Genomic DNA, 20747 nt, shown 5'->3' with positions numbered 1-20747 from the left:
CACAGAGGGGAGCCCGGCCGTGCGCGCACGCACCGCTGTCGTCGCTCCCCGTTCCCGGTACGAGGTGATCCTCGTGTCCTGGTCCGGCCGGTGCCCGCTGCGCGGCCGGCACCGGACGCCCGTGACGCCCCGCTGACCCCTGCCGAACCGGCTCACGCCGACGGCCGGACGTCGGCCGCTCCGCGCGGACGCACGGGTCATCGCGCTGCCCTTTTCCTGATCGTTTCCTGATCGCCAGAAAGGCCCTGGGCCGTGCGCACGAACCTCACCACCCTCGCCGCCGTCCGCAACCTCGGCATCCTCGCCCACGTCGACGCCGGCAAGACCACCGTCACCGAGCGGATCCTGTATGCGACGGGCACCACCCACAAGCGGGGCGAGGTGCACGACGGCACCACCGTCACCGACTTCGACCCGCAGGAACGCGACCGCGGCATCACCATCTTCGCCGCCGCCGTCAGCTGCGCCTGGGACGGCCACCGCGTCAACCTCATCGACACCCCCGGGCACGTCGACTTCGCCGACGAGGTCGAGCGCTCCCTGCGCGTCCTCGACGGGGCGGTCGCCGTGTTCGACGCCGTCGCCGGGGTCGAGCCGCAGAGCGAGTCGGTGTGGCGGCAGGCGGACCGGTACGGCGTGCCGAGAATCGCGTTCGTCAACAAGATGGACCGGGCGGGCGCCGACCTCGACCGGGCCGTCGAGTCCATCCGGCAGCGGCTGCATCCCGCGCCGCTGGTCGTCCAGTTGCCCGTCGGCGCCGAGGACGCGTTCACCGGAGTGGTCGACCTGGTGCGGATGCGCTCGCTGGTGTGGCCCGACGGCGCCGGTACGGCCGTGGAGGGCCCCGTCCCCGAGTCGCTGCGGCAGGAGGCGCTACGGCGGCGCCGGGCGCTGGAGGAGACGGTGGCGGAGCTGCACCCGGCCGCCCTGGAGGAGTTCTGCGACCGGGGCACGCTCGACGCCGGCACCCTCGCCGCCGCCCTGCGGGACCTCACCCGCACCGGGGACGGTGTGGTCGTGCTGTGCGGGTCCGCCTACCGCAACCGCGGCATCGAACCGCTGCTGGACGCGGTCGTGGCCTGGCTGCCCTCGCCGCTGGACGTCCCGGCCGTACGCGGTGTCCACGAGGGCACCGAGCAGCGGCGGGCCGCCGACCCCGAAGCGCCGTTCGCGGGGCTGGTGTTCAAGGTGAACGCGAGCGCCACCGGGCGGCTGGCCTATGTGCGCGTGTACGCCGGCACCGTCGAGAAGGGAGACAGCGTGCGGGATCCGGGCACCGGGCGCACCGAACGCGTCGCGCGCATCCTGCGGGTCATGGCGGACCGGCACGTCCAGCTCGACCGGGCCGTCGCCGGTGACATCGTCGCGCTCGCCGGTGTGAAGTCGGCACGGGCCGGCTCCACGCTGTGCGACCCCGGCGCGCCGCTGCTGTTCGAGCCGCCCGTGGCCGCCGACCCCGTGGTGTCCGTGGCGGTCGAGGCCCGGCGCGCCACGGACACCGGCCGGCTGGCGGCGGCGCTGGCACGGCTGGCCGAGGAGGACCCCTCGCTGGTGGTGCGCACCGACGCCGAGACCGGGCAGACCGTGCTGTCCGGGATGGGTGAACTCCATCTGGAGGTCGCGGTGGAGAAGATCCGCCGGGACGGCGGGCCGGAGGTCGGTGTGGGCCGGCCGCGGGTCGCCTGCCGTGAGACGGTCGTCGAGGGGGTGACCGGGTTCGTGTTCCGGCACGTCAAACAGGACGGCGGGGCGGGCCAGTTCGCCCATGTCGTGCTCGACGTGGAACCGCTCGGGCCCGAACCCGGCGGCACCGGCTTCGAGTTCCGCTCCGCCGTGGTCGGCGGGCGGGTGCCGCAGGAGTACGTGCGCGCGGTGGAGGCCGGCTGCCGGGACGCGCTCGCCGAGGGTCCGCTCGACGGACACCCGGTGACCGGGCTGCGGGTCACGCTCACCGACGGCTCGACGCATGTGAAGGACTCCTCCGACACGGCCTTCCGCACCGCCGGCCGGCTCGGGCTCCGCGCGGCCCTGCGCGCTTGCGCGGTCGCCCTGCTGGAACCGGTCGCCGAGGTCACGGTCACCGTGCCGGAGGACGCCGTCGGCTCGGTCCTCGGTGACCTCGCCGCCCGGCGCGGCCGGGTCGGCGGCTCGCGGACCCGCGGCGGAGCGGCCGCGGTGACCGCGACGGTGCCGCTGGCCGAACTGTTCGGCTACGCCACCCGGTTGCGCAGCCGCACACAGGGCCGGGGCACCTTCACGACCCGGCCGGCCGGCTACGCGCCGGCACCGCGACCGGTGCCGGGCCGGTAGCGAGGACGGGGACCGCAGCACGCGCCGACACGGCGCGTGCTGCGGTCCCGCGCCCGCTCGACCGCCCCGGCCACCTGTAGGGGAGAAGGGCTGCGAGGCCATCTCCACCCCGGATCTGTGCGACGCCACCGGGCTGGGGCGCAGCAGTGTCCACCACACCTTCAAGAGCAAGCACGACCTGTTCCAGCGGGCGCTGCACCGCTGCACGACCACCATGAACGCCGCCCGGCCGGCCGTTCCGGAGGACCCCGCCCGCAGCGGCGCCGACCGGATCCGCGCCCTGTTCGCGCTGGTGCTCGACGGTGACGCGGACAACCGGCCGCAGGGTCACGGCGTGGGCCGTCTCACCGTCGACACGACGGTCGAACGGGCCGCACGCGATGCCGTCGCGGCCGGGATGCTGGAGCGCGACACGGCCCGCCGGCTCGCCGCCCTGCGCGCGGCGGTCGGCGCGGGCCGGCGCGACGGCAGTGTCACGTCCGCCCGGGACGCGGGCGACCTGCCCCGGTTCGTCAACGCCACCGCGGCCGGCCTGCGTGTCTCCGCGCAGGGCGGTGCCGACCGGGCCGCCCTTCAGGCCGTCGCGGCGATCGCCCTGGACGCGCCGACCGCCTGCGCCGGCTCCTCGGCTGCCGGGCTCCCGGCACGGCCCTTCGGCACCGGCCGGCCCGCCGCGGACCGGTATCGGGCGACGGGAAGCCGCCACGTCCCCGCTGAACAGGACGACCGCGCCGCACGTATCACCCAGCCGTGGGAGGATCCCTCACCATGAGCACCATGAGCGCGTCCCCCGCGGTGAGAGGCCTGCGCGCCGCGGTCTTCGCCGCGGTGTGCGTGCTGCTCGCCGCCGCCGGGCACGGACTCGCCATGGGTGCCCTGCCGCCGTGGTGGGCCGACACGGCCGGATTCCTCGCCGTGTTCACGCTCGGCTGGGTGCTCGGCGGCCGGGAACGCTCGCTGCCCGGCATCGGCGCGGCCATGCTGCTCACCCAGGCCGGACTGCACCTCGGCTTCGACGCCGCCCGCCCCGGCCGTCCCGGTCCCGGCGCCGCGCACATGCCCGCCATGCCGGGCCACGCCATGGCCGCCATGACCACGTACGCCGCGACCCCTCTCACCGTGCACCCGCACCTCACCGGCCACGCCACCGCCGCCCATGTCCTCGCCGCCCTGGCCGCCTCCTGGTGGCTGCGGCGGGGCGAGGCCGCCCTGTGGTCGCTGCTGCGCCGGACCGCCACGCTCGTACCCGGCCTCTTCGCCTGGTGGTGCGCCACCGCGCTGCCCGCGCCCGCGGGTGGCGCCCCCCGTGTCCCGGCCGCCCCCGAACCAGCCCGGCCGGCCCGGCTGCGGCACGCGGTCAGCCGGCGCGGACCACCGGCCCCGATCCCGTACCCGCTCTGACCCCCGAAGGACACCTCACCCGTACGGAGATCGACTCACCCATGTCCGCCTCACGTCTCACCGCGCGCCGCGCCGCGACCGTCGCCGCCGTCAGCGCCGCCACCGTCCTGCTCACCGCCGGTGCCGCCGCCGCGCACGTCACCGTCCACCCCGAGAGCTACGCCAAGGGAGCCACCGACGGCGTGCTCACCTTCCGCGTCCCCAACGAGGACGACAGCGCCTCCACCACCAAGGTGCAGGTCTTCCTGCCCACCGACCACCCCGTCCTCGGCGTGCTCGTGCACCCGCAGGACGGCTGGACCGCGAAGGTCACCACCACCAAGCTCAAGACGCCGGTCAAGACCGACGACGGCACCATCACCGAGGCCGCCTCCGCGATCACCTTCACCGGAGGGAAGATCGGCGCCGGACAGTACGAGGACTTCAACGTGGCCTTCGGTCAACTGCCCGACGACACCGGCCAGTTGGTGTTCAAGACCCTGCAGACCTACTCCGACGGCAAGGTCGCGCGCTGGATCGAGGAGCCGACCGGCGGGGAGGAGCCGGAGAACCCGGCACCGGCGCTGAAGCTGACCGCCGGTGACGCGAGCGCCGCGCAGGCGCCCGCCCGGACGGCCACCGCCACCGTCAAGACGGCCGACGGCAGCGACTCCACCGCCCGCGGTCTCGGCATCGCCGGGCTCGTCGTCGGCGTCCTCGGCCTCGCGGCCGCCGCGTTCGCGATCGTACGCAGCCGCGCCGCACGGCCGTAACCGCCGAAGCCGCACGGTGAAGGGCCCGGACCGGCCACCCGGTCCGGGCCCTTCACCGTGCTCCGCGCACCCGCTCAGCGCGCCGCGAGCTCCAGCACCTTCACCTCGGCCTCGGCCGCCGGCTCCACGCGCATCCGGGAGGCGCGCCACAGCCACCGCACGTCCCGGCCGAAGGACCACACCAGCGAGCCCAGCGCCAGCAGCACGATCGTGAGGTTCGCCGGCCGCGGGAGCAGCTCGGCACCGGCCGCGAGCAGGCATATGCCCTGGATCGCGGCGACGGTCTTGCGGGCGAAGGACGGCGGCAGCGGGGTGTTGAGCCAGGGAGCGTAACGGGCGGCCGCGACGAAGGCGTACCGCATCCCGCCGATCAGCAGCACCCACGGGCCCAGCTGCATGGACACGTACACGCTCAGCACCAGGATCAGGAACGCGTCGACCTCCATGTCGAAGCGCGCACCGAGCGCGGTCGACGTCCCGGTGCGCCGGGCCACCTTGCCGTCGACGCCGTCCAGGATCAGGGCGACCGCCGTCAGACCGACCAGCAGGGTCACCGGCGGCGCGCTCTCGAAGGAGTCCGCGACCAGCGCGGTCACCCCGCCCACCAGGGTCGCCCGGCCGAGCGTGACCCGGTTCGCGGGGCCGAAGGAGCGCAGCCGGGAACGGTGCAGCGCCCGGGCCAGGACGGCCCAGGTGGCGAACGCGAACGCCAGCCCCGTCAGCCAGCCGGCCGGCCCCATGCCTATCGCCGTGCCGAGCAGCGCGAGCAGCAGCAGTTGTACGCCCGCTCCCACAGCGGTCTCCTGCTGGAGCCTCGCGCCATACGTGTTGTTCAGGGCCACCGCACACCCTCCGGCCGAGTGACAGAGTCGATCAACGCCGCGTACTGTGCGCGGCCTGTGCACTTCTCGTTACGTGAACAAGTTCCCCATCGTTCAGGAGGATGCCGATGAACCACTCGGCCCGCGCGTTCTGGGTGCGCTCTTCCGGCCACGGCGAGCTGCGCGACGCCACCCTCGCGCCGCCCGCCGCCGACGAGGTGCTGGTGCGCGCCCTGTACTCCGGGGTGAGCCGCGGCACGGAGACGCTCGTCTTCCGCGGCGGGGTGCCGCAGAGCCAACACGCCGTGATGCGAGCGCCGTTCCAGGAGGGCGACTTCCCCGGCCCGGTGAAGTACGGCTACCTCAGCGTCGGCGAGGTGGAGGAGGGCCCGGCCGCCCTGATCGGGCGTACGGTCTTCTGCCTGTACCCGCATCAGAGCCGTTACGTCGTTCCGGTGAGCGCCGTGACCGTCGTGCCCGAGCGGGTGCCCGCCGCGCGGGCGGTGCTCGCCGGCACCGTGGAGACCGCCGTGAACGCCCTGTGGGACGCGGCGCCGCTGATCGGCGACCGGATCGCGGTGGTCGGCGGCGGCATGGTCGGCTGCTCGGTGGCCGCGCTGCTGGCCCGGTTCCCGGGCGTGCGGCTGCAGCTCGTCGACGCCGACCCGGCCCGCGCCGAGACCGCCGAGGCGCTCGGCGTCGACTTCGCCACGCCCGCCGACGCCCTCGGCGACTGCGACCTCGTCGTGCACGCCAGCGCCACCGAGGCCGGCCTCACCCGCGCCCTGCAACTCCTCGCCCCCGAGGGCACCGTGGTGGAACTGAGCTGGTACGGCGACCGGCGCGTCGCCCTGCCGCTCGGCGAGGCCTTCCACTCCCGCCGGCTCACCGTACGCAGCAGCCAGGTCGGCACCGTCTCCCCGGCCGCCCGCCCCGGCCGCGGCTACGCCGACCGGATGGCCCTCGCCCTCGACCTGCTCGCCGACCCCGCACTGGACGCCCTCATCACCGGGGAGAGCGCTTTCGAGGAACTCCCCGACGTCATGCCGAAGCTCGCCTCGGGTGAGATCCCCGCCCTGTGCCACCGGGTCCGGTACGCCGAGACCGGCCTGACCTGAGAAAAGCGTGAAAGAGGGCTGAACGCGGGAAAGCGAAGAGCCGTACTACACGGCATCCCCCCGGCGGGTAAGGCCAGGGGGACCAGACGCGCCGGACCTGGAGGGTCGTCCGTTGTTCAGCATCACCGTCCGCGATCACATCATGATCGCCCACAGCTTCCGCGGCGACGTGTTCGGGCCCGCGCAGCGCCTGCACGGTGCCACCTTCCTGGTGGACGCCACCTTCCGCCGCGAGCAGCTGGACGAGGACAACATCGTGGTCGACATCGGCCTGGCGACGCAGGAACTGGGTGCCATCACGGCCGAGCTGAACTACCGCAACCTCGACGACGAACCCGAGTTCGCCGGCATCAACACCTCCACCGAGTTCCTCGCCAAGGTCGTCGCCGACCGGCTCGCCGAACGCGTCCACAAGGGCGCGCTCGGCGAGGGCGCCAAGGGCCTCGCGGGCATCACCGTCACCCTGCACGAATCCCATGTCGCCTGGGCGAGTTACGAGCGTGGCCTGTGACCGAGACGACCACGGAGCGAGCCCGCCTGACCTACGTGCCGGCGCAGCCGGCCGCCGTCGAAAAGGCCGGAATCACCCCCATGTCCCTGCGTACCGTGCACTTCGTCCTGCCGGGCGGCGTCGACGACCCGGCCGCGCCCAGCGGGGGCAACGCCTACGACCGCCGGGTCTGCCTGGACCTGCCGGGCTTCGGCTGGCAGGTCACCCCGCACACCGCGCCCGGCAACTGGCCGCACCCCGACCGGACCGCCCGCGACGGCCTCGCCCGCACCCTGCGGGACCTGCCGGACGACTCGGTCGTCCTGCTGGACGGGCTCGTCGCCTGCGCCGTCCCGGAGATCGTCACCGCGCAGACCGGCCGGCTCCGCCTGGCGGTACTCGTCCACCTCCCGCTCGGGGACGAGACCGGCCTCGACCCGTCCGTCGCCGCCGACCTCGACGCCCGCGAACGCGCCGTGCTGCGCGCCGTGCCCGCCTCGATCGCGACCAGCGACTGGGCCGTGCGCCGACTGGTCTCCCATCACGGCCTCGCCCCCGAACACGTGCACGTCGCCGCGCCCGGCGCCGACATCGCGCCGCTCGCGCCCGGCACCGACGGCGTCTCGCGGCTGCTGTGCGTGGCCGCGGTCACCCCGCGCAAGGGCCAGCACCGGCTGGTGGAGGCGCTCGCGGCGGTACGGGACCTGCCGTGGACCTGTGAGCTGGTCGGCGGACTCGGCCACGACCCCGCGTACGTGGCCCACTTGCGGGAGCTGATCGCCCGGTACGGCCTCGCCGACCGGCTGCACCTGACCGGCCCGCGCTCGGGCGCGGACCTCGACGCCACGTACGCCGCCGCCGACCTGATGGTCCTCACCTCCTACGCCGAGACCTACGGCATGGCGGTCACCGAGGCCCTGGCCCGCGGCATCCCGGTCCTCGCCACCGACGTGGGCGGCCTTCCGGAGGCGGTCGGCCGCGCCCCCGACGGCGGGGTGCCCGGCATCCTCGTCCCGCCGGAGGACCCCGCCGCGCTCGCCGCCGAACTACGCGGCTGGTTCGGCGAACCCGACGTGCGCCGCCGGCTCAAGGCCGCGGCCCGCGGCCGCCGCGCCGCGCTCGACGGCTGGGCCACCACCGCCCGCAGCCTGGCCGGAGTCCTCGCCCGGCTCCCCGAAGCCCCGAGGAGGGTGGCATGACCGCTCCACAGACCACGACGAACGGCATGACGTCGATCCCGGCCCAGTCCGGGCCGGGGCAGGGCCGGCCGGTACCCGGGGCGCACGGCGAGCCGGAGCCGGCACGCGGGGCTGAGGGCGCGACGGCGCCCGTGCGCTCGGTGCGGGGCGAGGCGGAGCCGCTGCTGGAGGCAGGGCGCGAGGAGGCCCGTACTGCGGCCGCGGTGGCGCGTGCCGGGGCGGCCGGGGTGCGGGGCTCGGACGGCGGTTCCGACGGGGCGGCGGATGCCAGGGACCTGGGCGGTGCCGTCGACGTGGCAGCAGGATCCGGGGACTTGGACGGAGCCGTCGACGCGGCGGGTGCCGGGGACGTCGGTGGTGGAGTCGACGCGGCGGGCAGCGCCGGCCACGCGGTCGGTGAGGTCGTCGCCGGGGGCGGGGTGAGCGGTGTGGCCGACGGTACGGCGGCGGCTGCCGGGGTTTGCGGTGATGCTGTCGGTGACGGCGGCGGCGCGGTGGAGGCCGCGGTCGTCGCCGGGGCCGGGCCCGTGCGGCCTTCCGGTGAGCGGGCCACCGTGCGGCTGCGCGCGGGCGAGCCCGAGGAACCGGCCCGGTACGCGCCCGAATGGCTGCGGCTGAGGGAAGGGGCCGACGCGGTCGCCCGCGCGGAGGAACTGCTGGACGCGCTGCGGATCCGGTCGGCGAACCAGCCCGGCCGCACCGGCGCGCTGACGGTGCACGACCTGGGCTGCGGCACCGGCTCGATGGGCCGCTGGCTCGCGCCCCGCCTGGCCGGAGCCCAGCACTGGGTCCTGCACGACCGCGACCCCTACCTGCTGCACTTCGCCGCCGTCGGCTCCCCGCGCTCGGCCGCCGACGGCAGTGGCGTCACCGTGGAGACCCGGCGCGGCGACGTGGCCCGGCTCACCCCGGACGCGCTGAGCGGCGCCTGGCTGGTCACCGCCTCCGCGCTGCTCGACGTCCTCACCCGCGAAGAGGTCGTCGCCCTCGCCGACGCCTGCGCGGGGGCCGGCTGCCCCGCACTGCTCACGCTGTCCGTCGCCGGACGCGTCGAACTCACCCCGGCCGACCCGCTGGACGCGGAGATCGCCGAGGCGTTCAACGCCCACCAGCGGCGCGGCGGGCTGCTGGGCCCGGACGCGGTCACGGCCGCCTGCGAGGCGTTCGCCGCGCGCGGGGCGGCCGTACGGGTGCATCCGAGCCCGTGGCGGCTCGGCCCCGAGGAGTCGGCGCTGACCGAGCAGTGGCTGCGCGGCTGGGTGGGCGCGGCCGTCGAACAGCGGCCCGAGCTGCGCGGCCGAGCCGAGCGCTATCTGCGCGACCGGCTCGCCGCCTGCGCCGCCGGGGAGTTGCGGGTCGTGGTCCAGCACAGCGACCTGCTGGCCCTGCCCCCGTCGACGGACGAGACGTCATGACCACGCGGTCGGCCGCGGCTCAGGCCGGGCACCGGGTCACCGGGGCCGACGCCCACGCGGGCGTGACGCCCCCCCGCCCGGCCCACGGGTGCGCCCACGACGCCGGCGCGCCGCACGCGCGCGTGCAGAGCGCGGGCACCCGCCCCGCCCCCGCGCGCCAGGATCTCGGCACGGTGCGGGCGGACCACGGCGCCGGCGCCCGGCTTCCCGAAGCGCCCTCGCCTTCGTCCCCAGAGGCGCCGTCCGCCGAGGCCGCGCGGCGCCTCAGCCCCCGCCGTCCCGGAATCCGCGCGCTGCGTACGCACCTCGGGACCGTCGCCGGCGTCGTCATCCTCGGCTTCCTGCTGTGGCGGCTGGGCACGGGGGTGCTCCTCGACGGGCTGCGGCGGATCGACACGGCGACGGTGCTGGCCTCGCTGGGCATCGGCGCGGTCACGACCGTGCTCAGCGCCTGGCGCTGGCAGTTGGTGGCCCGCGGCCTGCGTATCCGGCTGCCGCTGGGCCCCGCCGTCGCCGACTACTACCGGGCGCTGTTCCTGAACGCGGCGCTGCCCGGCGGGATCCTGGGCGATGTGCACCGGGCGGTGCGGCACGGACAGAGCGCCGGTGATCTGCGCCGCGGGGTGCAGGCCGTGGTGCTGGAACGCGTCGCCGGGCAGATCGCGCTGGCCGTGTTCGCCGCCGCGGTGCTGCCGACCCTGCCGTCCCCGGTGCGGGCCGAGGCCCGCGACTTCGCCCCGCTGGTGGCCCTCGCCGCGGCCGGCGCGCTCGCCGTCGCCCTCGCCGTGCGCATGAACCGCGCGCCCGCACGCCGGGCCGGGGCCCTGCGCACCGCCCTCGGCGAGGCGCGCCGGGGCCTGCTCTCCCGCCGGGGCGGACCGGGCATCGCCGTCTCCTCCGCCCTCGTCCTCGCCGGGCACCTGGCGATGTTCGTCGTGGCGGCCCGGGTCGCCGGCTGTGCCGCACCGGTCGCGGTGCTGGTCCCGCTCGCCGTCCTCGCGCTGGTCGCCATGGGCCTGCCGTTGAACGTCGGGGGCTTCGGCCCCCGCGAGGGCGTGACCGCCTGGGCGTTCGGCGCCGCGGGTCTCGGCGCGAGCACCGGTGTCGCCGTCGCCGTCGTGTACGGCGTGCTGAGCTTCCTGGCGAGCCTGCCCGGAGCCGTCGTCCTCGCCATGCGCTGGTACGCCGGCCTGCGCGCCCCGGCTGCCAAGACCGCCACGACGGACCGCGCACCGGCTTCCGCGCAGGCCCCCGTCCCGGACGGCCCGCGTCCCGCGCGGGGCCCCATCCCCGGGCAGGGCCCCGCGCCCGCGCGGGACTACCCGCGCCCCTCCGCCGGGGTGAGCAGCGCGAGATACGGCGCGAAGGATTCCGTCAGGCTCGCCAGCAGTTCCTTCCCCTTTTCCGCCGACCCCAGGGAAGGACGCCCGATGACGCCCGATTCGGTATAGGCGGACATTCCCACGGTCAGCAGATGACGACGGTCGTCAGCGGTGAAATCGGCGGACTCGTAACCAGGGCGGACGAATTCGGGGTGAGCGTGCAGCAGAATCGAGGTCTCGATTTCTCCCGCGTGCATGTCGGTGAGCAGCGAGGTGCGCACCCCCGCCCGTTCCCGCGCCGTCTCCCAGTCCTCGGCGGCCGGGAACAGCGCCATCCGCTCACCGCGCGCGGAGGCCTCCTGGACGACGTTGCCCAGCACGTAGTTGCCGCCGTGCCCGTTGACCACGACCAGCGCGTCGACGCCCGAGCGGCGCAGCGACGCCGCGATGTCCCGGACCACCGCATGAAGGGTCACGGAGGAGATGCTGACGGTCCCCGGCCAGTCCGCGTGCTCGTGCGAGCAGGAGACCGTCACCGGAGGAAGGAGGTGCACCGGGTACGCGGCGGCGATCTCCCGCGCCACGGCGCAGGCGACGAGCGTGTCGGTCGCCAGGGGAAGGAACGGCCCGTGCTGCTCGAAGCTCCCTACGGGAAGGACGGCGACCTGTGCTGAAACGCCCGCCCCCCGGCTGCGTACGTCTTCCGTGGTGTCCGTCGGCAGCACGCCGTTCGCCACGTCGGTCGTCCCCTCACATGCCGCCGCACGCGCGCCCGAACCACTCATCGTTTCACGGCCTTTCGTCTCTGCTTAGGAATCAGATCATGACAGAAAACACCGGCGTCAACCTCGGCGTACTCGGCAAGAAGTCCTCGCGGCGTTCGGGCGCGGAACGCGTCGTGAATGCACCGTTGCCCACCGTGTACGGGAAATTCCAGGCGATCGGCTACCTGGACCACGACCGCGGTGACGAGCAAGTGGCTCTGGTGTACGGCGACATCGGCGCCGAGAACGTGCTGACCCGGCTGCACTCCGAATGCCTGACGGGGGACGCGTTCGGCTCCCGGCACTGCGAGTGCGGCGACCAGCTGGCGTCCGCGCTGCGCGCCGTCGTCGCCGAGGGCAGCGGGATCGTCGTCTACCTGAGGGGCCACGAGGGCCGCGGGATCGGCCTGCTCGCCAAGCTGCGCGCGATGGCCCTGCAGGCGGAGGGACTGGACACGGTGGAGGCGAACCTCGCGCTCGGCCTGCCCGTGGACGCCCGTGACTACGGCGTCGCGGCCGAGATCCTGCGCGACCTCGGGGTGCGCTCGGTACGCCTGATGTCCAACAACCCGCGCAAGCGGGAGGCGCTGGTCCGGCACGGTGTCCAGGTCGCCGAGCAGGTGCCCCTGCTGATCGAGCCGTGCGAGAGCAACATCACCTATCTGCGGACCAAGCGGGAGCGGATGGACCACATCCTGCCCCATCTGGACGCCGTCGCGCACGGCTCCTGAAGCGAGACCGTGCCGCCCGCCGCCCCTCCCCGCGGGAGACGGGCGGCGGGCGGCGGTGCCGGGGGGGTGCGGGTGGTGCCCCTGCTCTCAGTCCACCAGCGCCTCGTGCACGAGCCGCCGCAGCTCCGGGAAGATCTTCAGTGTCTCCTGGCGTACCTGCGTCATGAACTGCACCGTCAGCTCATGGGCCGGGTCGACCCAGAAGGCGGTCGTGGCGGCACCGGTCCAGCCGTAGGTGCCGAGGGCGGTCGGGGCCAGGGTGCGGGACGGGTCGGTCACCACCGACACGTTGAAGCCGAAGCCGAGCCCGTCGTTGGCCCGTTCCTGATGGACGGGGGAGCCGAAGGACCGCAGCCCCGCGTTCCCCGGCAGCTGGTTGCTGGTCATCCGCGCGACGCTGTCCGCCGACAGCAGCCGGACGCCGTCCAGTTCGCCGCCCCGGCGCAGCATCTCCATGAACCGGTGGAAGTCGTACGCGCAGGAGACCAGGCCGCCGCTGCCGGACAGGAACCGCGGCCGGGAGTGCACCGGCAGTCCCGGCACCGGCCGGATACCGCCCTCGTCCGTCTCGCCGTACAACTCGGCCAGCCTGTCCGCCTGTTCGGGCGCGACATGGAATCCCGTGTCGCTCATGCCGAGCGGACGCAGGATCCGCTCGGCGAAGAACGCGTCCAGCGGCCGGCCGGACACCACCTCGACGACCCGGCCCAGCACGTTCGAGGCGACCGAGTAGTTCCACTGGGTGCCCGGATCGAACTGCAGCGGCATCCGCGCGTACACGTCGACCGCCTCGGCGAGGTCCTTGCCCGGCGGCACCGAGTACTCCAGCCCGGCCTCGCGGTAGAGGGCGTCGACCGGGTGCCGGTGGTAGAAGCCGAAGGTCAGGCCCGCGGTGTGGGTGAGCAGATGCCGGACCAGGATCGGGCCGGCGGCCGGGCGGGTGCGCACCTCGGCGCCCGCACCGCCCACGTACACCACCGGGTCGGCGAACGCGGGCAGATGGCGCTCCAGCGGGTCGTCCAGGGACAGCCGGCCCTCCTCCACGAGCAGCAGCACGGCGACCGCGGTGACCGGCTTGGTCATCGAGTAGATCCGCCACAGGGTGTCCGCCTCGACCGGCAGTCCGGCCGCGACGTCACGGAGGCCGTAGGTGGTGAGACGGGCGACCCGGCCGCCGCGGGACAGGGCCACCAGAAAGCCGGGCAGCCGCCCCTGGTCGACGTAGTCCGCGACCCGCCGGTCCAGGCGGTCCAGTGCCCTGACGTCCAGTCCCGCCTCGTCCGGGTCGACTTCCTGCCGCAGCTGTGCCATCGCTCTCCTCCGGTCGCCTCGTCCGCGATGCCCCCGGCCGCCCGCCGAGGGCACCCACCCCTCATCGTCGCGCAACGGCACCCCCGTCCACCCGCTGATCACCGTCGTGTGTGACCGGCCCGACGCCGCCGGTCCCGGCCGGCGCGTCGTCGCCGTCGGTCCTGGGCAGCGCACAGGCGAGGGGCACGGCGAGCGCCGCCAGGCCCGCCAGGGCGAGCAGGGCCGGGCCGGTGCCGGTGTTCATCAGCGCGGTCGCCGTGGCCACGCCCACGGCCGGGCCGACGTTCAGCGCCGTCTGCTGCAGCCCGCCCGCCACTCCGGCCACCGCCACCTCCGCCCGCCGTACGATCACCTGGGTGGCCGCCACCATCACCGTGCCGAACCCCGCGCCCAGCAGCGCGAACGCGGCGCCGAGCGCGGGCGTGGACGTCGCCCCGGACAGCACGAGGACGCCGAGCGCCAGGAGGGCCGTCGCCGTCGTCGTCGTCCCGCGCGCCCCGAACCGGCGCAGCGGCAGCGGGCACAGCGCGGCGGACGCCACCATCAGCACCGCCAGCGGCAGGCTTTGCAGCGCGCTGTGCAACGGGTCGAGTCCGAGCCGGCGCTGCAGCACATAGGTGGCGACGAACAGGGCGCCGAACAGGGCCGCGGACACGACCACCAGCACCCCGAGCGCCGCGCCCACCGCACGGGAGCCGATCACCGCGGTCGGCAGCAGCGGGCTCGCCACGCGCCGTTCGTGCCGCACCAGGAGGGCGGCGGTGACCGCGGCGACGGCGAGCCCCGCCCCGGAAACGGGCCGTGCGGTCAGCGCGTGCACCAGGCAGGCCAGGGCCACGGCGAGCAGCGCGGCACCCGGCAGGTCCAGCGGAGTGCGGGAGCCGGCGACCGGCGGCTCAGGCCGCAGCAGGGCCGGCAGGGCGAAGACCAGCACGGGCAGCACATTGAGGAAGAACACCGCCCGCCAGCCCAGGCCGGTCACCAGCGCACCGCCCACCAGGGGACCCGCTGCCGCCGCCAGCCCGATCGCGGCCGTGCGCACGGCGAGCGGCCTGGCCAGCCGGTCCGGCGGGAACGCGGCCCGCAGCATGCCCAGCGTGGCCGGCTGCAACAGCGCCCCGAACACCCCCTGCACCGCCCGCAGTCCGATCACCCAGCCCACCCCGGGCGCGGCACCGATCCCCGCCGACGCCGCCCCGAACCCCAGCAGGCCGAGCGCGAACACCCGCCGCTGCCCGTACCGGTCACCGAGCCGCCCCGCGAACACCAGCAGGCTCGCCACCGCGACCAGATACGCCGTGCTGGTCCACTGCACCTCGGCGAACGACGCGCCCAGATCTCTTTGCAGACGGGGCTGCGCGACGGTGAGGACCGTACCGTCCAGCGCGACGACCACCGCGCCCGCCACGCTGCTCGCCAGCGTCCACCGCCGGTTCACCGGCCGCCCTCCGGACCGCCGAGGTGCGCCGCCAGCACCGTGTCGAGCAGCGGCCCGAAGTCCTCGTCACCGAGGGCCAGTTGCAGACTGCGCCAGCGCCACAGCTGGGCGATCCCGTGCAGGTTCGCCCACAGGGCGCCCGCCACCCGGCGCGCGTCGGCCCCGGGCCGGGCCGCGCCGACCAGCCCGGTGAGCACACCGAACAGCGGCAGGCTCGTCTCCCGCAGCCCCAGATGCCCGCTGTGCAGCAGGTCGTGACGGAACATCAGCTCGTACATGCCGGGGTTGTCCAGCGCGAACTCCAGATACGTCCGGGCCAGCGCCGCCACCTGCGCGCGCGGCCCGGCGGGCCCGTCCGCGAGCGTCTGCCGCACCCGCTCGGCCAGGTCGCCGAAGCCCCGGCGCGCGATGGCCGACAGCAGTTCCAGATGGGTGGGGAAGTAGCGGCGCGGCGCCCCGTGCGAGACGCCGGCGCGCCGGGCGATCTCCCGCAGGGTGAGGGCCTGCAGCCCCTCGGCGGCCAGCAGCTCCACCCCCGCATCGACCAGACGTTCCCGCAACCCGATGTCCGACTCAGTCATAGACACTGTCTACCAGGCAGTCGTAGACAGTGTCTACTGACCTTCCGTGGTACGCCCGCGCGGGAATGTTCCGCCCCCCGTGACGAGTTGGCCCAGTCATGACCCAGGACTCCACTCAGGACGCGCTGCTCGACCTCCTCTCCGACGGCCACGGCGGGGTGCTGGTCACCCTCAAGCGCGACGGCCGCCCCCAGCTGTCCAACGTCAGCCACGCCTACCACCCCGACGAGCGGATCATCCGGATCTCCGTCACCGACGACCGCGCCAAGACCCGCAACCTGCGCCGCGACCCCCGCGCCTCCTACCACGTCACGAGCGCCGACCGCTGGGCGTACACGGTCGCCGAGGGCACGGCCGAACTGTCCCCGGTCGCCCGGGACCCGCACGACGAGACCGTCGAGGAACTGGTCCGCCTCTACCGGGACGTCCTCGGTGAACACCCGGACTGGGACGACTACCGGGCCGCGATGGTCCGCGACCGGCGCCTCGTGGTGCGCCTGCACGTGGACCGGGTCTACGGCGCCCCCAGGCGCTGACCCGCGGCGACCGGCTACGGCGCGCCGGCGGTCCGCGCCTCGATCGCGCGCAGGACGGCGACCATGTCCTCGCCGCCGTACCCCTGCGCCACCGTCTCCTCGAACAGGGCGTGGCACACGTCGAGGAGCGGGGAGGCCAGCCGCGCCCCGCGGGCCGCCTCGGCGATCAGCCGGTTGTTCTTCAGCACGTCCAGCGCGGCCGCCTGGACCGCGAAGTCCCGCTCGCGCAGCTTCGGCGCCTTCATCCGGGAGACGCCGCTGGCCATGGGACCCGCTTCGAGGACGTCCAGGAACAGCCGCCGGTCCAGGCCCTGGCGCTCGGCGAAGTGGAACGCCTCGGTCAGCCCGGTCACGAGGGTGATGAGGAAGAGGTTCACGGACAGCTTCATCAGCAGCGCACCGGGCGCGGGGCCGCACGCGAACGTCTGCCGGCACAGCGGCGTGAGCAGCGGGCGTACGGCGGCCACGGCGCCCGCCTCCCCGGCGAGCATCGCCACCAGCTGACCCTCCTCCGCCGGTACCCGTGACCCGGAGACGGGCGCCTCGACGTACCGGCCGCCGGCGGCCCGGACGTCCGTCTCCAGGGCGTGGGAGTACCCGGGCGAGGTGGTGCCCATGTGGACGACCGTGCGTCCCGCGACGCGCGCCGCCAGCGCGCGCGTGCCGCGGCCGAGTACGGCGTCGACAGCGGCCTCGTCGGCGAGCATCAGCAGCACCACGTCGCAGCGCGCGAACACCTCGTCGGCGTCCGCGGCGACCAGGGCGCCGGCCGCGCGCAGGGGTGCGGCGCGTTCCGGGGTCCGGTTCCAGACCACCAGGGGGGTGCCGGCGGCCGCCAGACGCTGCGCCATGGGCCGGCCCATCACTCCGAGACCGATGAAACCGACGTGCATGGCGACCGTCCTTCGCTCCGGGAGCCGGGTATGACCGCTGTCATAGTAGCCGTCGCTATGACGCCGGTCATAGGGTGGAGGCCGGGCGGCAACGGGCGCCGCGGGGATCGGAGGACGGCCATGGGCGAGGCGCGATGGGGGCCGCGGGAGCGGATGGTCTTCAGTGCCGCCCAGCTCATCCGGCGCGACGGCGTCGCCGCGACCGGCATGCGCGAGGTCGCCGCACACGCCGGCGCACCGCGCGGCTCCCTCCAGCACTACTTCCCGGGCGGGAAGGAACAGCTGGTCAACGAGGCGGTCGGCTGGGCCGGACGCTATGCGGGCAAGCGGATCGCACGTTTCCTCGCGGGGCTCGAAAGGCCGACGCCGAGCGGTCTGTTCGCGGCGATGGCCGCGCAGTGGACCGACGAGTACGCGGCGGACGGCTTCACGGCGGGCTGCCCGGTGGCCGCCGCCACGGTCGAGTGCGCCGCCGCCGGCGGCTCGACCCGGGAGGCCGCGGCCGCCGCGTTCGCGACCTGGCGGAGCCCGCTCGCCGAGGCCCTGGCCGGCATGGGGGTACCGGCGGCCCGTGCCGCGTCCCTGGCCACCCTGATGATCAGCACGCTGGAGGGGGCGATCCTGATGGCCCGCGCCGAACGGGACACCGCCCCTCTGCGCACGGCCGTGCGGGAACTCGGCCCGCTCCTCGACGCGGCGGTGGCCCCGGCCCCGTGAACCGGGGCGCGTGGCGGGGCGCCGGCCGCCGGTGCTTGCCCGGGCCCGTGAGCCGCACTAGCCTCCGCGCGTGATCAACGGTGCACATGTGGTGCTCTACACCCGGGACGCGGAGGCCGACCGGGCCTTCCTGCGCGACACCCTCGGCTGGGCGCACGTCGACGCGGGCCACGGCTGGCTGGTCTTCCAGGCGCCGCCCGCCGAGGTGGCCTGTCACCCCACCGACGGTGAGCCCGCGCACGAGCTGATGCTGATGTGCGACGACCTCGACGCGACGCGGCGTCAACTGGCCGGGCGCGGAGTGGAGTTCACGCGGCCGGTCGAGGAGGCCCGCTGGGGCCGGGTGACCGCCCTGCGCCTGCCGGGTGGCGGCGAACTCGCCCTGTACGAGCCGCGCCACCCCCGCCCGTAGGCGTGCGGGGACGTCAGCCGCCGGCCCGCTCCGCGGTCAGGTAGGCGATCACCATGTCGCCGAGCATGGTCCGGTAGTGCTCCCGCTGGGCGGGGTCCACCAGGTCGCGGCCGAACAGCGCCCCGAAGGTGTGCCGGCCCGCGACCCGGAAGAAACAGAACGAGCTGATCACCGCGTACAGGTCGACCGCGTCCACGTCGGCCGTGAACAGCCCCGACTCCTGCCCCGCGGCAAGGATCCGGCGGATCACCGCCAGGGCCGGGGAGCCGGTCTCCCCCAGCTTCCCGCAGGCCGCGATGTGCTCGGCGCCGTGGATGTTCTCGATGCTGACCAGACGGACGAAGTCCGGGTGCCGTTCGTGGTGGTCGAAGGTCAGCTCGGTCAGCCGCCGGATCGCGGCGACCGGGTCCAGGTGCTCGACGTCCAGCTGCCGCTCGGCCTCGCGGATCACTCCGTACGCCCGCTCCAGCACGGCCGTGAACAGCTGTTCCTTGCCCCCGAAGTAGTAATAGATCATCCGCTTGGTGGTGCGGGTGCGGGCCGCTATCTCGTCCACCCGGGCGCCGTCGAACCCGGCCCGCGCGAACTCCTGCGTCGCCACGTCGAGGATCTCGGCCCTGGTGCGGGCCGCGTCGCGTACCCGTCCGCCGGGTCGTACCGGTTCTTCGACGACGGTCATCGCTTTCCTTCGGGCCGGTGGACGCCTGGGCGGCACGCTCGCTGTGTGCCGGTGATTGTAGAAGCAGGGTCCCCCGCCGCGGTTGTGGTCTTGCGCACGGCCCGCGCCGGCGTGAGGCGGGGACCGGCGCCGGGGCGGTACGCCCGCGGCCCGGCTCACCAGCGGTGAACCGGGCCGCGGGCGACGGGCCGTCACGGCCGTCTGTTCCACTCGGCGATCACAGGCCGGCCGTGCTCGGTGGAGAGCCGGCTCACCGTGCCCGTGGCCAGCTGGAACAGCCGGCCGTCGGCGGGCGGCAGACCCAGCCGGCGGGCGGTGAGCACGCGCAGGAAGTGGGCGTGGGCGACGAGGACCACGTCCCCGGCGTCCTCGGTGAGCGCCGCCTCGACGCGGGCCAGGACCCGGTCGGCACGGGCGCCGACCTCCAGCGGTGACTCGCCGGGATGCCCGGCGGGGCCGGGCGGCACACCGTCGGTCCACAGGTCCCAGCCGGGGCGGGTGCGGTGGATGTCGACGGTGGTGACGCCCTCGTAGCCGCCGTAGTCCCACTCGTGCAGGCCGGGCTCGGGTACGGCCCCGGAGATGCCCGCCAGTTCGGCGGTGCGTATCGCGCGGCCCAGCGGGCTGGACAGCGCGAGGGCGTAGGTCCGGTCGGTGAGGAGCGGGGCGAGGGACTTGGCCTGTTCCTCGCCGTGCTCGGTCAGGGGCAGGTCGGTGAAGCTCGTGTGCTGTCCCGACCTGCTCCACTCCGTCTCACCGTGGCGGACCAGCAGGAGGTCCCCCACGGCGGCTCAGTCCTTCTTCTCGACCGCGTGGCCGCCGAACTGGTTGCGCAGCGCCGCGATCATCTTCATCTGCGGCGAGTCGTCCTGCCGGGAGGCGAACCGGGCGAACAGGGACGCCGTGATCGCCGGGAGCGGTACGGCGTTGTCGATGGCCGCCTCGACGGTCCAGCGGCCCTCGCCGGAGTCCTCCGCGTACCCGCGCAGCTTCTCCAGGTGCTCGTCCTCGTCCAGGGCGTTGACCGCGAGGTCGAGCAGCCAGGAGCGGATGACCGTCCCTTCCTGCCAGGACCGGAACACCTCGCGGACGTTCTCCACCGAGTGGACCTTCTCCAGCAGCTCCCAGCCCTCGGCGTAGGCCTGCATCATGGCGTACTCGATGCCGTTGTGGACCATCTTCGAGAAGTGCCCGGCACCGACCCGGCCCGCGTGGACATAGCCGTACGGGCCCTCCGGCTTGAGCGCGTCGAAGACCGGCTTCAGCGGCTCCACGTGCTGCTTGTCGCCGCCGACCATGAGCGCGTAGCCGTTCTGCAGGCCCCACACACCGCCGGAGACACCGGCGTCCACGAAGCCGATGCCCTTGATGCCGAGCGCCGCGGCGTGCTTCTCGTCGTCCGTCCAGCGGGAGTTTCCGCCGTCGATCACCGTGTCGCCGGGGGAGAGCAGGTCGCCCAGCTCGTCGACGACGGTCTGGGTGGCGGTGCCGGCCGGGACCATCACCCACACATGGCGCGGCGCGTCCAGCTTCTCGACCAGTTCGGCGAGGGACTTGACGTCGGAGACCTCGGGGTTGCGGTCGTAACCGATGACGGTGTGGCCGGCGCGGCGGATCCGCTCGCGCATGTTGCCGCCCATCTTGCCGAGACCGATGAGACCGAGTTGCATGATCAGTTCTCCGATGCGTTCTTGAGAGTGCGGTAGGCGGCGACGAGGGCCGTGGTGGACGGGTCGAGACCGGGGACCTGTGTGCCCTCGGTGAGCGCGGGCTCGACGCGCTTGGCGAGGACCTTGCCCAGCTCCACGCCCCACTGGTCGAAGGAGTCGATGTTCCACACGGCGCCCTGCACGAACA

Annotated in this window: 22 protein-coding genes and 2 pseudogenes; 14 read left to right on the top strand and 10 right to left on the bottom strand. The window is 74.6% G+C overall.

All coding sequences use genetic code 11. The features are described 5' to 3' along the window. Window positions 1–252 precede the first annotated feature (252 nt). The 5 genes and pseudogenes from fusA (at window position 253) to IE244_RS08600 (ending at window position 4463) form a co-directional block, all read left to right on the top strand. Window positions 253–2310, top strand: coding sequence for an elongation factor G (fusA, locus tag IE244_RS08615; RefSeq protein WP_191872204.1), 2058 nt, complete (start codon window positions 253–255; stop codon window positions 2308–2310). A 91-nt stretch (window positions 2311–2401) separates the two neighbouring features. Next, window positions 2402–2488 (top strand): annotated as a pseudogene (locus IE244_RS42730) (TetR family transcriptional regulator); the annotation flags it as partial. A 36-nt stretch (window positions 2489–2524) separates the two neighbouring features. After that, window positions 2525–3082, top strand: coding sequence for a TetR family transcriptional regulator (locus IE244_RS08610; RefSeq protein WP_229854017.1), 558 nt, complete (start codon window positions 2525–2527; stop codon window positions 3080–3082). Window positions 3083–3087: 5 nt separating this feature from the next. Further along, entirely contained in the window at window positions 3088–3711 is a 624-nt protein-coding gene (locus tag IE244_RS08605) for a hypothetical protein (RefSeq protein ID WP_191872203.1), read from the top strand. Between the two features lie 41 nt (window positions 3712–3752). Next, window positions 3753–4463 (top strand): YcnI family protein, encoded by a 711-nt coding sequence (locus tag IE244_RS08600; RefSeq protein ID WP_191872202.1) that lies wholly within the window; start codon window positions 3753–3755, stop codon window positions 4461–4463. Between the two features lie 74 nt (window positions 4464–4537). On the opposite strand, the gene IE244_RS08595 is transcribed toward IE244_RS08600, so the two are convergent. Continuing rightward, on the bottom strand, window positions 4538–5305 hold the full coding sequence (locus tag IE244_RS08595; RefSeq protein WP_191872201.1) for a CDP-alcohol phosphatidyltransferase family protein: 768 nt from the start codon (window positions 5303–5305) through the stop codon (window positions 4538–4540). A 107-nt stretch (window positions 5306–5412) separates the two neighbouring features. Between IE244_RS08595 and IE244_RS08590 the strand changes: the two genes are divergently transcribed. The 5 genes from IE244_RS08590 (at window position 5413) to IE244_RS08570 (ending at window position 10957) form a co-directional block, all read left to right on the top strand. Continuing rightward, entirely contained in the window at window positions 5413–6402 is a 990-nt protein-coding gene (locus IE244_RS08590; protein WP_191872200.1) for a zinc-dependent alcohol dehydrogenase, read from the top strand. Between the two features lie 112 nt (window positions 6403–6514). Next, complete coding sequence (locus tag IE244_RS08585) at window positions 6515–6913, top strand: 6-pyruvoyl trahydropterin synthase family protein (RefSeq protein WP_191872198.1); 399 nt, start codon at window positions 6515–6517, stop codon at window positions 6911–6913. Next, window positions 6910–8091 (top strand): glycosyltransferase family 4 protein, encoded by a 1182-nt coding sequence (locus IE244_RS08580; RefSeq protein ID WP_191872196.1) that lies wholly within the window; start codon window positions 6910–6912, stop codon window positions 8089–8091. Before IE244_RS08585 ends, IE244_RS08580 begins: the two co-directional genes overlap by 4 nt. Before the next feature lie 494 nt (window positions 8092–8585). Continuing rightward, the gene (locus tag IE244_RS08575) at window positions 8586–9506 is read left to right on the top strand and encodes a class I SAM-dependent methyltransferase (RefSeq protein ID WP_191872875.1); all 921 of its coding nucleotides are present in this window, start codon (window positions 8586–8588) and stop codon (window positions 9504–9506) included. Next, a complete protein-coding gene (locus tag IE244_RS08570; RefSeq protein WP_229854016.1) occupies window positions 9503–10957 on the top strand; it encodes a lysylphosphatidylglycerol synthase domain-containing protein in 1455 nt (484 codons plus the stop codon). Before IE244_RS08575 ends, IE244_RS08570 begins: the two co-directional genes overlap by 4 nt. Here IE244_RS08570 and IE244_RS08565 read toward each other — a convergent pair. Continuing rightward, window positions 10846–11613, bottom strand: a pseudogene (locus IE244_RS08565) (creatininase family protein); the annotation flags it as partial. The gene IE244_RS08570 and the pseudogene IE244_RS08565 overlap by 112 nt on opposite strands. A gap of 38 nt (window positions 11614–11651) precedes the next feature. On the opposite strand from IE244_RS08565, the gene ribA reads away from it, so the two are divergent. After that, complete coding sequence (gene ribA / locus IE244_RS08560) at window positions 11652–12323, top strand: GTP cyclohydrolase II (RefSeq protein ID WP_191872194.1); 672 nt, start codon at window positions 11652–11654, stop codon at window positions 12321–12323. 87 nt (window positions 12324–12410) lie between these two features. Here the strand turns inward: ribA and IE244_RS08555 are convergent, their stop codons facing one another. The 3 genes from IE244_RS08555 to IE244_RS08545 form a co-directional block, all read right to left on the bottom strand. Next, entirely contained in the window at window positions 12411–13634 is a 1224-nt protein-coding gene (locus IE244_RS08555; protein WP_191872192.1) for a serine hydrolase domain-containing protein, read from the bottom strand. Window positions 13635–13695: 61 nt separating this feature from the next. Continuing rightward, complete coding sequence (locus IE244_RS08550) at window positions 13696–15072, bottom strand: MFS transporter (RefSeq protein WP_191872190.1); 1377 nt, start codon at window positions 15070–15072, stop codon at window positions 13696–13698. After that, the gene (locus IE244_RS08545; protein ID WP_191872188.1) at window positions 15069–15653 is read right to left on the bottom strand and encodes a TetR/AcrR family transcriptional regulator; all 585 of its coding nucleotides are present in this window, start codon (window positions 15651–15653) and stop codon (window positions 15069–15071) included. Before IE244_RS08545 ends, IE244_RS08550 begins: the two co-directional genes overlap by 4 nt. 98 nt (window positions 15654–15751) lie before the next feature. Between IE244_RS08545 and IE244_RS08540 the strand changes: the two genes are divergently transcribed. Then, complete coding sequence (locus IE244_RS08540; RefSeq protein WP_191872186.1) at window positions 15752–16189, top strand: PPOX class F420-dependent oxidoreductase; 438 nt, start codon at window positions 15752–15754, stop codon at window positions 16187–16189. A gap of 14 nt (window positions 16190–16203) precedes the next feature. On the opposite strand, the gene IE244_RS08535 is transcribed toward IE244_RS08540, so the two are convergent. After that, window positions 16204–17310: an NAD(P)-dependent oxidoreductase gene (locus IE244_RS08535; RefSeq protein WP_268252883.1), complete on the bottom strand. Its 1107-nt coding sequence runs from the start codon at window positions 17308–17310 to the stop codon at window positions 16204–16206. Between IE244_RS08535 and IE244_RS08530 the strand changes: the two genes are divergently transcribed. Both IE244_RS08530 and IE244_RS08525 read left to right on the top strand, forming a co-directional pair. After that, window positions 17203–17799 carry a TetR/AcrR family transcriptional regulator gene (locus IE244_RS08530; RefSeq protein ID WP_191872183.1) on the top strand — a complete coding sequence of 199 codons (597 nt, stop codon included), beginning with the start codon at window positions 17203–17205 and terminating at the stop codon, window positions 17797–17799. The genes IE244_RS08535 and IE244_RS08530 overlap by 108 nt on opposite strands. Before the next feature lie 70 nt (window positions 17800–17869). Continuing rightward, entirely contained in the window at window positions 17870–18211 is a 342-nt protein-coding gene (locus tag IE244_RS08525; protein ID WP_191872181.1) for a VOC family protein, read from the top strand. Window positions 18212–18224: 13 nt separating this feature from the next. Here the strand turns inward: IE244_RS08525 and IE244_RS08520 are convergent, their stop codons facing one another. The 4 genes from IE244_RS08520 to IE244_RS08505 form a co-directional block, all read right to left on the bottom strand. Continuing rightward, the gene (locus IE244_RS08520) at window positions 18225–18890 is read right to left on the bottom strand and encodes a TetR/AcrR family transcriptional regulator (RefSeq protein WP_191872179.1); all 666 of its coding nucleotides are present in this window, start codon (window positions 18888–18890) and stop codon (window positions 18225–18227) included. Between the two features lie 191 nt (window positions 18891–19081). Next, the gene (locus IE244_RS08515; RefSeq protein WP_191872177.1) at window positions 19082–19675 is read right to left on the bottom strand and encodes a histidine phosphatase family protein; all 594 of its coding nucleotides are present in this window, start codon (window positions 19673–19675) and stop codon (window positions 19082–19084) included. A 6-nt stretch (window positions 19676–19681) separates the two neighbouring features. Next, a complete protein-coding gene (gene gnd, locus IE244_RS08510) occupies window positions 19682–20560 on the bottom strand; it encodes a phosphogluconate dehydrogenase (NAD(+)-dependent, decarboxylating) (protein WP_191872175.1) in 879 nt (292 codons plus the stop codon). 2 nt (window positions 20561–20562) lie between these two features. Further along, the coding region (locus tag IE244_RS08505; protein ID WP_506005166.1) for a phosphoglucose isomerase-related protein at window positions 20563–20747 on the bottom strand (185 nt) is incomplete at its 5' end.

This window comes from Streptomyces filipinensis, assembly GCF_014649495.1.
GTDB lineage: Bacteria > Actinomycetota > Actinomycetes > Streptomycetales > Streptomycetaceae > Streptomyces > Streptomyces filipinensis.
The sequence above is the reverse complement of the archived record's forward strand: the minus strand, read 5'-3'. Positions and strand labels throughout refer to the sequence as shown.